The 14924-nt window shown below is 42.1% G+C and carries 13 protein-coding genes; all 13 read right to left on the reverse strand.

What is annotated here, in order from left to right; all coding sequences use genetic code 11:
* Positions 1-100: 100 nt before the first annotated feature.
* The 13 genes from ACESZG_RS01470 to acsB all read right to left on the reverse strand — a co-directional run bounded on the left by ACESZG_RS01470 (position 101) and on the right by acsB (position 14900).
* Positions 101-1090 (reverse strand): guanosine polyphosphate pyrophosphohydrolase, encoded by a 990-nt coding sequence (locus tag ACESZG_RS01470; protein ID WP_118409446.1) that lies wholly within the window; start codon positions 1088-1090, stop codon positions 101-103.
* Positions 1091-1190: 100 nt separating this feature from the next.
* Positions 1191-1778, reverse strand: a complete 588-nt coding sequence (locus ACESZG_RS01475; RefSeq protein WP_055057455.1) for an ATP-binding cassette domain-containing protein — start codon at positions 1776-1778, stop codon at positions 1191-1193.
* Positions 1779-1849: 71 nt separating this feature from the next.
* A complete protein-coding gene (locus ACESZG_RS01480; RefSeq protein ID WP_118409462.1) occupies positions 1850-2638 on the reverse strand; it encodes an ABC transporter permease in 789 nt (262 codons plus the stop codon).
* Complete coding sequence (locus ACESZG_RS01485; protein WP_243148357.1) at positions 2616-3590, reverse strand: ABC transporter substrate-binding protein; 975 nt, start codon at positions 3588-3590, stop codon at positions 2616-2618. The genes ACESZG_RS01480 and ACESZG_RS01485 overlap by 23 nt, the downstream gene beginning before the upstream one ends.
* A gap of 90 nt (positions 3591-3680) precedes the next feature.
* Positions 3681-4529, reverse strand: a complete 849-nt coding sequence (locus tag ACESZG_RS01490; RefSeq protein ID WP_055057457.1) for a glucosaminidase domain-containing protein — start codon at positions 4527-4529, stop codon at positions 3681-3683.
* Between the two features lies 1 nt (position 4530).
* Positions 4531-5385: a bifunctional 5,10-methylenetetrahydrofolate dehydrogenase/5,10-methenyltetrahydrofolate cyclohydrolase gene (locus ACESZG_RS01495; protein WP_008703871.1), complete on the reverse strand. Its 855-nt coding sequence runs from the start codon at positions 5383-5385 to the stop codon at positions 4531-4533.
* Between the two features lie 172 nt (positions 5386-5557).
* Entirely contained in the window at positions 5558-6187 is a 630-nt protein-coding gene (locus tag ACESZG_RS01500) for a cyclodeaminase/cyclohydrolase family protein (protein ID WP_008703872.1), read from the reverse strand.
* 92 nt (positions 6188-6279) lie between these two features.
* Positions 6280-6948 (reverse strand): DUF3786 domain-containing protein, encoded by a 669-nt coding sequence (locus ACESZG_RS01505; RefSeq protein WP_120062536.1) that lies wholly within the window; start codon positions 6946-6948, stop codon positions 6280-6282.
* Positions 6949-7053: 105 nt separating this feature from the next.
* On the reverse strand, positions 7054-8994 hold the full coding sequence (acsV, locus tag ACESZG_RS01510; RefSeq protein WP_118339538.1) for a corrinoid activation/regeneration protein AcsV: 1941 nt from the start codon (positions 8992-8994) through the stop codon (positions 7054-7056).
* Positions 8995-9127: 133 nt separating this feature from the next.
* Positions 9128-9913, reverse strand: a complete 786-nt coding sequence (gene acsE / locus ACESZG_RS01515) for a carbon monoxide dehydrogenase/acetyl-CoA synthase methytransferase subunit (RefSeq protein ID WP_008703879.1) — start codon at positions 9911-9913, stop codon at positions 9128-9130.
* A gap of 101 nt (positions 9914-10014) precedes the next feature.
* Positions 10015-11373 (reverse strand): acetyl-CoA decarbonylase/synthase complex subunit gamma, encoded by a 1359-nt coding sequence (acsC, locus tag ACESZG_RS01520; RefSeq protein WP_008703881.1) that lies wholly within the window; start codon positions 11371-11373, stop codon positions 10015-10017.
* 22 nt (positions 11374-11395) lie between these two features.
* Positions 11396-12340 carry an acetyl-CoA decarbonylase/synthase complex subunit delta gene (gene acsD / locus ACESZG_RS01525; protein ID WP_008703883.1) on the reverse strand — a complete coding sequence of 315 codons (945 nt, stop codon included), beginning with the start codon at positions 12338-12340 and terminating at the stop codon, positions 11396-11398.
* 433 nt (positions 12341-12773) lie between these two features.
* Positions 12774-14900 (reverse strand): acetyl-CoA decarbonylase/synthase complex subunit alpha/beta, encoded by a 2127-nt coding sequence (gene acsB / locus ACESZG_RS01530; protein ID WP_008703886.1) that lies wholly within the window; start codon positions 14898-14900, stop codon positions 12774-12776.
* Between the last annotated feature and the right edge of the window lie 24 nt (positions 14901-14924).

A 14924-nucleotide genomic window follows, 5' to 3' on the forward strand; every position in this document is an offset into this window, starting at 1 on the left:
GTGTACCATAGAATGCCTAAAATATAACTAAAAATTTACATATTTTATCAATTTTTGTCATTTCCCTGTATTTTTATACATCAAAAGATAGGTGTTTTATTCAATCGATCACATCATTCTGAAATCTTGACAAATGTTCATAAGGTAAGATCAGTCTTCCCCTGAACAATCCGCACCCATCATTGATCAGACTGTTATCTACTGCGGAAAACATATTTACATCCAGATCTGCCAGTTCCAGCTGCAAAAGACGCATGCCCCGTTCATAGGCTTCATCGAAATAAACGCACTCGCCTTCTGGAATAGCATCACGTCTTGCACGCTCATCCTGCTGTTTCTTCTCATATCCCAGATGATTCGCCGGACCAATTTCCGCAGTGTCATCCATTTTCTGGGTACGTAGCTGCACCTCCATGAAAGAACGGGAACTGTTATCATAAACTGTGATATGTAATGACTGATATCCTTCCCCGCTGGTTCCACAGATATAATCCCGGTAATACATCTTCACATCTTCATTAAGAAGCGGCGACGTACTTTTCTTTACTCCATAGGCAGACTCCACCGTAAACCCTCGTTCTTCCAGGAACCCGGGAAGAACATTGGCAATCTCATAAAGATAGCGGATCGACGCCGTTTCCTGATCTTCTCCTGGTTTCAGATGACACTTGGGCATACACAACACAATTCTGTATGCAATAAAATCCCGAAAACAACTGAGTTTATTTTTCAGTTCCGACACAGGAGGATAGATTCCATGTTTTGTATAATAATCGTAAATATATTCCACAATATAGCCGTTAAATTTCTCTTCTGCCCGGATCAGCGATTTGATCCTTCCTTTAAATGTAAACGCAAGAAACGGATATTCATGAGCCATATATTTATAAAATTCCCGGATCTTCTGGGACTGGGCCGTAAGGAAATCATTGTGTTCTAAAAGCTCTGTGATCTGAATCAGGAAATTCACATGCATCATATCAATCTCATTATGAGTAAGTTTCGCTTCTTTTCTCAGATCCCGGGTATATTTCTGTAAAATTTTTAAAACCGTATCTCCTGAATACAGATAATCATTTAATGTAATCATAAGTTTTTCCTCTTTTGGAGTTATAGCGTGTTTGAAGATTGTAGAAATGATTTTTCAGACACGCTATAATCTATAACCGAAATTTAGTTTTTCATTAATTTTAATGCTTTGTCAATATATCTACTGTTCTGTCAGCCTTTAACCAAACTGCTTCTTTTTCTTCATGAGTAACAAAGATCAACGTCTTTCCCTCCGTCTTTTTCAAAATATAATCAATTGTTTTTGCTCTGGTTTTTTCATCAAGACCTCTGAGAGGTTCATCCATGATCACACAGTCTGATTCAGCCAGCAATGCCCTCAGGATAGATACTCTCCTGCGCATTCCTCCACTCAGTTCACGAACCGGTTTCTGCCATATCTCAGTAAGCGCAACTGCTTTATACGCCTCCTCCAGTTCTCTGTCTGTTATTGTTTCTGTACATACCAGTCTTATATTAGAAGCAGCGCTCAGATTTTCACACAGACGATCTTCCTGAAATACTGCACTGAGTTTCCTGTCACTTACCCCTTCTATTTTCCCCTTATCCGGAACATCCAGTCTCAGAAGAAGCCGTATCAGTGTTGTTTTGCCACATCCGGATCTTCCTCTGATACAAGTGGTTTTCCCTTCCGGAAAAACACAGGACAAGTCTTGCAGTACCTGCTGTTCTCCGTATGCTTTACTAATATGATCTACCTTTATATCCATATCTCTTCTCCGCCTGTAACAGACCTCATAAATAATGCATTTAAGAGGATTATCATAAATCAAAATTTCCGTTATCTATGTTCTATCATATAAACTACTCTGCTTACAATTCCAAGAAAACACTTTTCAAATACAAAACTGATCACAATTATCACAATTGTCCACGCAAAAAGATCCGGAGTATTCAGATATATTTTTGCATTATACAGTTTCTCACCAATAGAACCTGAAGGTACTCCGATAACCTCTGCTGCCACTCCTGCCTTCCAGCACATTCCAAGAGAAAGCCTGCATGCTGAGAGAAAATAAGGCAGTACCTGCGATACATAAATATACCTGATCTGTCTTCTGAGATTCACACGAAATACTTTTGCCATTTCCAGTATCTTCCTGTCCGTCTGTCGTATTCCCTCAAGGATATTTGTATATATCACCGGCAGAACCATAAGAAAGGAAATAAAAACTGACAGATTTTTCGAAGGAATCCATATCAGGCACAAAATAATAAAAGATGCCACAGGTGTAGATTTGACCACTGCGATCACAGGTGCCGTCAGGATTTCCACTGTTTTTGACCAATATGCCAACACTGCCAGAAAGATTCCCAGAAACACAGCCAGAAGAAATCCTGTCACAATGCGTACAAAACTAAATCCGACAGACTGCCAGAAATTTCCGCTGAAAATCAGTTCAAAAAGCTTTCGGACAACAGAAACAGGAGATGCCAGAAGGATCTCCTGTTTCAGATACATACTCGCAAACTGCCAGATTGCGATCCAGAAAAACACTGCTAATATGCGAATTCCTGTATATTTCGTTCCATTGTCAGTTTTTGCTCTATCGTGTGTAATAGAATGCATCATCCGGCAACTGTCCTCCTATAATCTCAGGATTCTGATCATCCAGAGTTGCCAGATATCCTGAAAGCATGGTTTTCATCTCATCACCTTCAATAAACACAATACTGCAGTCAGGGATTGCTTTCTGTGCAACTTCTTTTGCAATAATATCATGATCTCCTATGATCTGGGCCGCAACTTCTGTGTCACTGTTGACAAAATCTACAGATTCTTTATAAGCATCCATAAAATCATTTACTTTATCTGCATGATCCTGAACAAACTCATTGTTTGCGATCACAACTCCTGTCACAAGTTTACTTCCGTCATCCATGGAATCTTCCCACAGTTTGTTCAGATCCAGGGCAACCTTCAGCTTATCGTTTTTCATCAGCGCTGTAGTTACAAAAGGCTGCGGAAGAAGTCCGACTGCTGTCTGATCCTGCACAAGTGCGGAAACTACCTCTGCGTGCTCAGATTTAAATTCAACAGTCACATCTTTTTCAGGGTCGATTCCATTCGCTTTAAGAACAGAGTTCAGGGCATATTCCGGAGTTGCACCCTTCCCACTGGCATAAATAGTCTTTCCCTTAAGATCCTCCACAGATTTTACACTGTCTCCATTCTCCACAAGATAGAGAACACCCAACGTATTGACCGCCAGAACACTGACATCCTTATCTGTCTTCTGATACAACGTTGCTGCCAGATTTGCCGGAACAGCTGCAATATCAAGCTTGTCCTGTACTACCATCGGAACAATCTCATCCGGAGATGCAGCAATCGTAAAATCGTATCCGTCTTCATCAAGAAGCTGCGCCATTCCCATTGCTGTCGGACCTTTCAGAGCGCCTATCCGGACAGCATCCGAAGATGATCCTTCGGATGCCCATACGCTGACCTCTCCAGTGTTACCGGTCAATCCTGCACAGATACACAAAGCCATTGCACAAATCATCAATTTTCTTTTCATTTTACTCAACATCCTTTCTTTATTTAAGAATTTAAAAATCATTTACAGCAGTTCAGAAAAATAATACAAATAAGGCGCAAAACTCTGTCTTTATGTCCCTGATTTCAAATCTGCCAGTATTTTTCTTAATTTACTTCCATAATCTTTTCCTGCTGCCCAGCCGCCGCCATAAGGATTTTCCTGGATTCCCAGCCATTCCACGTAAGGCGCCGTCTCTCTTGTCACGTAATCGAAGCGTTCATCTACACATTCCTGATTCAGGGAATCTGTGGAGGCGTAGGCTTTGAGATGCTGAACCTGAGCACGTATTCCTGTTCTTACATCCGGAAATGCGATTCCTTTGACTCCACCTCCGGTTGTTCCAAGACCTGCGAAATTGAACTGGTCGATTCCCGCATCACCACCGAAACTCAGCCATCCGGTTTCCAGCATTGCCTGCGCAAAAACTACTTCACCACGTACATTCTCGGCATTTGCCTCCTCTACAATAATATTGCAAAAGGTATCTATATCAGATGCTCCGCCGCCACTGAGTTCTTCAGATGGGTAAGTGCATCCCTGACTGTTGTATAATGAACACATTTCATCGACGGAAACAGTTGTTCCACCCATAATCGTGTAGTATCCATAAGTATTATCTGTCGGGTCTTCATCGGAGATAATTTCTTCTCCGTTATTTTCTGCATTTTCGAGATATTTAGGTTTGGAGATCTGTCCCTCTCCTGAATGATCAGTTTCCTGACTGTTTTTTTCTGCACTATCAGTTGTTTTAGCTATCGTGTCGTCATCTGGGGTATCTGCAGCATTGTCTGCTGCGCTGTTTTCTGTATCAGTGGACGCTATCCCTTCACTGGCACTTACCAAAGCAGGTGCCCCGAACATCAGGGCACCTGTTATTGTCATAAGCAGCCAGAAATATTTTCCCGGCACTTTTTTCATCTTATGCGTTTACCTTTCTCATTGCAGCTTCTACCACATGACCAACCAGTACAGAAGTTGTTACACTTCCAACACCGCCAGGTACAGGTGTAATAGCATCTACGATAGGCTCTACTGCTGCGTAATCAACATCACCGCAGAGTTTGCCTTCTGCATTTACGTTGATACCTACATCGATGATTGTCTGGCCTTCTTTTACATATTCGGCACCAACAACACCGGCGCGGCCTGCTGCTACAATAATGATATCTGCTTCACGTGCTACAGACGGCATATCTACAGTTCTTGTGTGGCAGATCGTAACAGTTGCGTTCTTTTTAACCAGCATCATTGCTGCAGGTTTACCAACAACAAGGCTTCTTCCGATTACTACTGCCTTTTTGCCTGTGCAGTCGATTCCGTAATGATCAAGGATTTCCATACAAGCCTGTGGTGTACATGGCGGGAAACCAATCTTCTTGCCTGTGAATACACCGGACATGGAAAGGTCTGTCATACAGTCAACGTCTTTTTCAGGAGCAAGTGCATTCTCGATCACTGCCTGATCCAGATGTTTTGGAAGCGGACGGAATAATAATACGCCGTGAATGCTGTCATCTTTGTTTACTTTATCGATTGTTGCAAGAAGTTCTTCCTGGGAAACATCTTCCGGAAGTAAAATTTTCTCACATGCAACGCCTAAAGTTTCACAGCGTTTTGTTGCTCCTCTTTCATAGGAGATATCGCTTGGGTTTTCACCAACACGGATGATGCAGAGGGTAGGATTTACTCCTTTTCCCTGAAGCTCTGCTACGTTTGCTTTGATTTTCTCGTTTAATGCTGCTGTTACTTCTTTACCTAATAACTGCTTAGCCATTTGTCGTTCCCTCCGAAATTATACGTTATTATTCTATACTGTATCTGAATGATTTCAGCATAACCGCCTCATAAATCATATGCACTCTGTAAAAAAATACATCTCAATAAATAATGTTACACTTTATTAAAAGAGACGGAAAACAATACAGAAATTTCTATTTTATTTACTATTATTTCAGTCTGCCAAGTACGCTGTTGAATGTGTCATCTGCGATCTTTGTATATTTCTCAAGCATGGCATCTGCTTTTCTGTTTAATTCTTCTGCATACTCTCTGTCAGCCATGGATTTTGTGTTGATGTATACGTTCAGGCTGGCACCCTGTAATGCTGCTTTACAGAAAGCTGCACCAACGCCTGCATCACTGATGGCAAGCTTAGAGCCTTTTGCACCGAATTCTACGATCAGTTCAATTGCTTCACAGCATTTCTCCATGATCTCCATTGGTACAGAGCAGGCATCTTTTAATACGATCTCCATGACTCTGGCTTTCTCAGCTTTCTCTTCTTCTGTTTCCTTTGGCATTCCATATGCCTTTGATAATGGCTCGAATACTTCTGCATCACGCTCGATCAGACGGAGGAAATCCTTCTGTAACTGATCGCATTTTGCTTTTAATTCGTACATTTCGTCTTCAACATCCGCATATTTCTTTTTTCCTACAGTAAGGCTTCCTACCATATTTCCAAGAGCAGTTCCTACTGCACCAACTAATGCAGACGCACCGCCGCCGCCCGGAACCGGAGCCTTAGATGCCAGAACTTCAACGAATTCTGTACATGTACTTGTTGAAAATCCCATTTTTTCTCCCTCTTTCTTTCTGTTTATATTTACTTATCTGACTCTGATATCCGCAGATTATTCTGCAATCTCTATAATCCTGATATCATTTGTCATTTCTGAACGCATTTCAGGTATGCTTTCAGAGAACCAATAATCACATCTCCCATAACTGCCATATCCTCTGCCTGGAAAGAAACAGGGAAGTTGTCAGAAAAGAGAATCTGTGAAGACGGCGGAAATTCCTCATCGCCCTCCCAGAGGATCATCTGTATTTTATATTCCGGAAAAATTTCTACTTCATAGGCAATATCTCCATGCTTTACAGGTATGGCACTGATATGCTCCATGATCGCCCTGAAATCTCCCGGACGGTTACCATAGGAAAATGCCAGACGTTTGATACATCTGCCGTCAAACTGTCTTAAATATACTTCTCCCCATGGCATCTCCCGGTATGTCTTAAATTTTCCGGAACTCTCAGACTTCACACCGTTTAAAAGAAAACGAATCGTCAGGATCCTTGCATAGATCATGTTCTCCAGTGGATAAAAACCTTTATCATCCGGAGTATGTGTTACTTCAAAATCCGGCCATGTAATCTGATACTGTGTTCCAAGAAAAGTTAAAGTCAGTTTTTGGGTTTCTTCATCGTAAGGAATAGACAATCTGGAAGCGATCTCCTTCGGGTCTGCAGCTGCAAACTCCTGAGTGTAATGCTCCCACGGCATTCTTTCCTTACTGTCTTTTTCATAATTTAAGTCATTTAAACTAAATGCCATATAAATCTCCATAAACAAGACAGATCAAAGGGATCCAAAGATCTGTCCTGTTATTTTATTTCTCTAGATATTCATAATTTCTCATATAGAAATTACTGAAATTCATCAGCGGTTCTGAACCTCTTCCATTACAGTCGGGAACATACTTGTATCTGTATGAGGAATAAAACATGCACCTACAAATTCATCCATATAGATCGGTACTGTAGAAAGTTCCATATATGTCATATTTGCAGCAAGTTCATAAGTCTTCTTCTCTGCCGGTGTTGACAGAAGCATCAGATACGCACCTGTCAGAGAAGAGTTACCAATGTAGTGGAATTTCTCGATCGGGATATCCGGGAACATACCGATGTTGACTGCATTCTGCATGTTGATACCGCTTCCGATACCGCCTGCAACATACACATCATCGATCATGCTCACATCGAAGTCCAGAGAAGTAAGCATTGTACGGATTGCTGAGAAGATGGCACCTTTGGCACGGATGAAGTTGTCAATATCAACTTCTGTAATCTCAACATCCTTTACAGAACCTGCCTCTTCCTCAAATGCAAGGATATAGCTGCCCATACCGTATTTGTCATGTTTGATTCTCTTTCCTTCACGGATAAATTTACCCTTGGGGTTGATGATTCCGCAGATATAAAGTTCACTGATCACATCGATGATACCGGATCCACATAAACCTACAGGTTTCGTTCCCGGATCACCTACGATCTTGTAGGTAGGCTCCATAGTCTCTTTGTCAATGGTACATGCTTCGATGGCTCCGTCTGTGGCACGCATACCACAGCTGATGTCACCACCCTCAAAGGCAGGACCTGCTGAACATGCACAGCTCATCATAAAGTCTGAGTTTCCAAATACAAGCTCTCCATTTGTACCAAGGTCGATAAACAGTGAGAATTCGGGCCTGTTCCAAATCTGGCTGACCAGAGTTCCGGCTGTGATATCGCCGCCTACATAGCTTCCGATATTCGGCGCCATAATAATATGAGCATCTTTATTGATATCAACTCCCACATCGGAAGCAAAAAGGGAATTGGTCTTAAAGAATGCAGGGATATAAGGCTCTGTACGCAACGGATCCGCATTGATTCCTGCAAACAGATGATTCATAGTTGTATTGGATGCCACACACATCCTGTAGATATGGTCTTTGGGAAATTTTGCACTCTTGCACATTTCGTGGATCATTGGATTGATAGTCTCCTTGATCACCGCATCCTGCAATTTTTTCTGACCTCCGGGTTTCTGTGATTCCACGATTCGGTTTATTACATCTGCACCAAAACGGATCTGTCCGTTTCCGGCAGAACTTTTTGCCAGAATTTCTCCATTTTCCATATTAATCAGTACAGCAGAAACTGTAGTTGTACCGATATCAATTGCCAGACCTCCGATGACCACATCCTCGTCTTTGCCAAATATATCATAGACATACATATCGTCAGAAGTAGCGCGGATCACACATTTCACTGCAAAATTGTTCTCTCTCAGTACATCAGGGAGTTTTTTCAGGACTACATATGGTATCCGTACTCTGTTGATATTTAAATATTTCCGCAATGCACGTGTCAGTCTCTCATTGTCCGGCATAGTATCATCCAGAGAGGGAACGTCCATCAGCACATCCACAACCTCCAGACTATTTTTCAGTTCAATGCCTGCCAGCTGTATATCACTCTTGGCATTTTCAAAAATGGCTATTTCCTCTTTCGAACTTAAATCAGCTACTTTCATTCTGCTCTTATAGGCAGATGCAATATCAGGTACCAGCACATTGACGTCCGCACTGATCTTGCTGCAGCAAGACAGACGCCATCCCGCCTGATATTCTTCGTCAGAAATATGTAATGTCTTTTTGCTTTCCAGTTCTCCGCTCTTTAACTGGACACGACATTTTCCGCAGGCTCCGTTTCCGGAACATGGTGCATCAATAGCCACATTGGCACTTCGTGCAACCTCCAGTAAATTATCCCCCGCATTGGCAAAAGTTTCTACCATACTGCCATCTTCGAATGAAAATGTTACCTTAAACATTCGGCAACCACCTTTCTCATAGTCGTAATAGCCTGTAATAAAACAGGGACCGAAGACCGAAGCCTTCAGCCCCCATAATTATGTATTCATTTATGTCGGTCGAATATTTTATTAGATTTCTCAGCTATACTGATTAGATTTCCAGGTAGGAATCTGCATACAGTGTATTGCCTTTGAATACATCACAGGATTTAATAGTTTCCATCAGACGAAGGTCGTTAGGATTAACGATTGCAGATGTAAGACCGTTCATCATAGCCATTGCTACAAGAGCAGAGTCCATGATCGGACGGATATGTTTCGGCATACCGTTACTGTTATTGGAAAGACCACCTGTGGAGTTCAGTCCCATATCAGAGAACATTTTGATTGCTTCAAGAACTTCCATCTGTTTGTCCTGCATTCCTTTTACAACCAGGAATAACGGGTCAAACCACAGATCTTCAGCTTCCATACCAAGAGACATACCTCTTTCAAGCATGTTCTGGCAGTGCATCATACGTTCATCATTGTCTGCTGCTACCATACCGGAAGAGCAAAGTGCGATACAGATGGCATCGTTTGCTGCTGCAAGGTCGATGTTTGTGATTCTGTCACCAGCATCAGCAGAGTTAACGATCGGTTTTCCTTTTGCTCTGTTATATACAGAGATACCAGCTTCAATAGCTTTCTTGTTTGTTGTATCCAGTGCAAGCGGAACATTGTCAAACTCTGACTGAAGGAGCTGTACTGCCCATTTCATCAGATCTTCTCCATCGTTCTCAGCAGGTCCGATGTTTACATCAAGGTAAGTAGCACCAGCGTCAAGCTGCTGTTTTGCTCTTTTGATGATCGGCTCTGGATCTCTTTCTGTAAATGCTTTGTTTACTGCAGGTGCAGTAGTGGAAAGTCTTTCTCCGATTGTTACAAATTTTGCCATAACCGTGTTCTCCTTTTTATTTATTTACACAGGAATAAAACCTGTATGCTTCTTATTAAGAGCCAGACCGGTCAGATGACCGGTCCGGCATGTCATTCCGATCAGATCTGACCGTCAGCCTGCATATCTTTTAAGAATTTAACAAGCTGTACAGCTTCTCTTGGTCCAACGATGATTTCCCATCCAGGAAGTTTTGCTTCAAGGTCACCCTTAAGAACTGCTACCTTACCTGGGATAATAAGCTTTCTGGATTTTACCTTAGGCTCAACATTTTCTTTGATGTAAGCGGAAATGCTGTTGCCGGAGAATTTACCAGCTGCCCAGGATGTCAGTACGGAAAGTCCGCCTGCATCATTGATTACCAGGTTAAGCGGAACACCGGAACGCTCCAGCTCGCCGGATACTACGAAATATGTAAGAGCGAAGTCTACAGTAGTAACTACTACTGCATTCTCATCAGCACCATTTAATGGATAGATGCCTGGCTCAACTTTCATTGGTTTCTGCGGATCAGTGAAAACGTTCTGACGCAGACCATATAATGGAAGAGCTTCTGCATATGTCATCTGCTCCATAACGATGATGGAACCATATTTCATTGTAAACATAGATGCTAAAGCTGCCTGTAAGTGAAGGTCACCTTTTGCGATCTTAACAAGGTTTACGATAGATGGATAACCAAATGTTCTGTCCTGATCTTTCAGAGCTGCACGACGAACCTGTACAGTGTTTGCAAAGGTTTCTTTGATGTCAGCGCCTGTTGTATCAAGAACAAGGTTCTTGTTTCCGAGTTTTTCAAGAGCTGCTGTTGTATCATATAATTCATTTAAGTCTTTACCGGATACACCGAGAACAACACCTGCTTCTGTAGCAACTGCGTTCATTGCTTCATAGTTGGAAGCATCTGCACCGTTTAAGACCGGTTTGCTGTCTTTGCATACTGCAAGAGCTGCTTTTGCGATTTCAGGATCTTTACATTCAAGAACTAAAGTTCTGCCAAGACCTGCAGCTTTTTCTACAAGTGCAGTATATTTAGCTGCATCTGCACCTTCGCCACAGTTTACATATACAAGTTCAGCATACATTCTTTCACCGATACGGTCATAATCTACCTTCGGGATTTCTGCAAGTTTCGCCTCTACTGTAGCATCATCCATACATGTGCACAGAGCTACTGCATATCTTGGCTTGCTTACAAATGTTTTTTCATGTCTGAATAATACTGTTTCTCCACCCAGAGTGTGCTCTTCTGCACCAGTACCAATTTTGATTGTCTTCATTGGCGGAGCAGTTGCCTCGGAAAGAGATGCTAAAGCTTCATCAGACATATGCGGACATTGTTCGATTTTCATAGCGCCCTGAGCAACTTTCATAGAGAAAGCCATACATGTTGGGCATCCGCATTCCTTACAGTTTTTCTTTGGTGTTAATTTAAAGATCTGAATACCATTCAGTGCCATTTTATTTGTTCCTCCTATTCAATTACGCAAGTGCTTTGATCATTCTGGAAATAGTTGCAACAGCTTCCGGATGTCTTAAGATGACTGCATCAGATCCGGCTGCAAGGTCAGCAGCAGCTGTCATAACTTCCATATCGATTCCACGCTCTTCTTCCGGTCCCCATTCAGGCATGTCAGCTTCAGAAGCTGTAGCTTCCTTTACGCCCCATGTCTCAGCGGATACCGGTGTAATGATAGGCATCTGCAGCATGTTATCATTCTGAGATAAAGCTGCACCTTTGATACGATCCATTGTAGATACAACGTACTCATATCCATATCCGGCAGCAGCACTGCCGATATTCATAACGATCTTCTGTGCGTTAACGCCTAACTGAGTAGTTACAACGTTAAGCTGTTTAGCAAGGTTGATATCTACGGCAGATTCTGCACCTACGATCTGATCGTAAGCAAGTCCTGCTGCAGCACCGATTGCTTTGTAGTTTTCTTCTTTTTCAGAAAGGATCAATACATTTCTTCCCTGAAGAGCTTCAGCTACTTTCGGAAGAAGTTCAGCGTCTTTTTCTACGTTCTTGCATCCTTCTACTACTAATGGTGCATCAATGGAATCTGCAACGTCTTTTACAACTGCAATAAGTTCATCAACAGATTTGTTTACACCGTTCGGATCTCCGCCTTCAAGGATAAGCGCTACAAAATCAGCACCTTCCATAGCTGCTGCTTTTTTAGCCATTTCTCCGATTGTGGAAGCTCCGTCGTAGTATGCTTTGATACCTTCGGATACAACATTCTCAAGACCCATATCAGAGATCTCCACACCGATCTTAGGTGTGTTTTCTGATGGTGCATCAAAAGAATAAAATGGATAAGTAGAGTCTCCGCCGATTGTTACAGTCTTATCTCCGCTGCCAATGGTGACTGTATTAATCTTTGCATTGAATTTCTGAAGTTTCTGATTAAACGGCATTTTTTTGGCCTCCTTAAAAAAATTACTATGTGTATGTATCTTTTCGCAGACTTACACACTATGTCATGTGTAGTATACAACATTATCCTGCCCGTTGACAAGTACAGTCTGTCATATTTTGTTAAAAAAACAACAATTTCACAGCTTTCCTTTATTTTCCATAACAAAGTGAAAAAAATTCGGCAAATTGCCATATCTAAACTTTGCTGATTCTTCATACACTCCGCATATATTTTTATCAGCAAATCATTACGGCAGCCACATTCCGTCCTTACGAAACAGAACGATTGTACTTTCACACGATCACATTCTGTATGTCCTTGAAATATAATATACTATGGTTTTTATCTATACGCTTTTGAGCGTTTAAACCCGGAGGCTTATTAAAAGCCTCCGCATGACTCACATAATACCTCCGGGAAAACCACCATCTTTACATCATCGGATCAAGGGCTAATGCCGGATGGCCTTTTTCTGTAAGGAATCCAACCAGTGTTTCCGGATCAGTAGCGATTGTTTCATCACCGATCATATCTGTAAAGTTTTCAATTCCGTAGAGTTCTTTTGCTGTGTTGTTAAGACGCTCAGCAACAAACTCTTTCAGTTCTTTTGGCATCCATACGATACGTTCAATACCGCCTTCTGCCTTCATGAACTTCTTGGAGCTGATGAAATGTTTACCATGTCCCATGAAACCAGGTGTCTGAACACCACCACCTGTCATGGATGCCATTTCTGAGAATGTCATTCCAAGAGGTGTCATGCCTGCATACTCACGGTTAGCGATAACAACACCATTGGAGAATGGCTCGATACCGCAGATACACTCGAAGCATCCGCATGATGTCATAGGATCCTGCATGATAGAGTACAGTGTAACGTGCTCTAATGCACCCTGGGATAATTTCTTAACAGCTTCATCTACATCTTCATAAGAACCAAGGTTCTCATCAATAGGTCTTTCTTTTGTAATTACCTGGCAAGGTCCGTTTGGATCCAGCTCGTGGGTAGCTTTTGCATCCAGCCATGAAACGGCACCGCAAAGTCCAAGTCTCTCAGGTGTAACAACACATACGTGAGACGGGGAGAATGCCTGGCAGAGGATACAGCTGTAATATACATCTACAGATTCGTCTGTCAGAGTATTCAGACGGTCATCACGTTTCTCGAAGATCGGGATAGCAACTTCATGACGGATTCTTGTACACTCAGCAGGATCTGTATAAATAGTAACTTCACATTTATCAACAACTGCGTCAAATTCATTCTTAACCTGTGTATAGAGAACTTCACCGATATGTTTGATCTTGAAGCCTGCAGCAAATGCATCTTTGCTGATACGGATTCTCTGCATATCTCTCTGTCCTGTATGGTATACACCTTCGATACAGTTGATGTAGTTATGGAACTTACGCTCGATAACAGGTTCAAAGTCAGGCTGCATGTTTTTACCTGCAACTTTAACAACATATGCAATGCTGTTCTTGCTGCCAAGTTCCATGTCGTCTACTTCCGGACCAACAACTGTAATCTTATGGTCTTCTACTTCACTTGCATCACATGTATGTACAAGCTCTGCACAGTCTACACGGGAACCATCGAATTCAACCTGCATGTCTTTACGACGGATAATCTCACCTTCGAATGCAGATGCGAAAGCAACCGGGATATCGATGTTTGTAATTTTGATTTTGATGTCACGTGCTTCCAGAGAAGTTGCATTCCATTTGGAGATGTCTTTCTGGCAGATCAGGCTCTTCGGTACTCTTGCAACATCTTCCTGGTTTGTGATAACCGGGAATCCAAGAGCGATAGCGCCTGCACCACAAGCTACGATCACATCATTTAACGGTGCAAATGCATTAACAAATGCAGGTACACGTTTCATTGTGTAATCCATCAGAGTTGCAGCATCACCTGGTTTTACGTTACCGAAGATAAGAGCTGCACGAAGTGCTACAGATACTACATGGATAACTGCTGTAACGTCTTTTCCAAGCGGGATAACACGTACGTTAGCACCTGTCTTGTATCCAACTTCCTCTAACTGGTCAATAACGTCACCAACCAGAGTGATCAGGATACCCTGAGACTGATAGGATTTAACAAGGTCTGCTGCTTCCTGAGCGGAAGGAGCTTTTCCAAGGATAACTGCTACACCAGGGATATCGCCTGTTACAAGCGGTACACCAAGTTCACGGATCACTGCATCTGCAAGATGTCCGTAGCAAGGAGCTTCGTAAGGAACTGCTCCATCGATATATTTCAGAACTTCGATAAATTCTGCGCAGAGAGCTGTAGCAACACCTGACATAAATACGTCATTTGTTCTCTTCTCTCTTGTCATAAGAGTTTTTACTACTGCAAGAGCATCTTTTAACTCTGCAAGAGTTCCAACCTTTGTTCCTGTTACTGCATAGTAGCATGGTAAAGAATATGCTGTATCAGGGAAGCTGACTGCTTTGTCAGCGCCGTATTTTTCAATTGCCTGGTTAATGGCACCCTCTGTCAGTCCATAAACCGCATCGTTTCCCGCGAAAACACTTTCAAATAAAGTCACTTTTGTTTACCTCCTAATATATGA

Origin of the sequence: Blautia sp. Marseille-P2398 (assembly GCF_964240315.1) — a bacterium.
Lineage (GTDB): Bacteria > Bacillota > Clostridia > Lachnospirales > Lachnospiraceae > Blautia_A > Blautia_A wexlerae.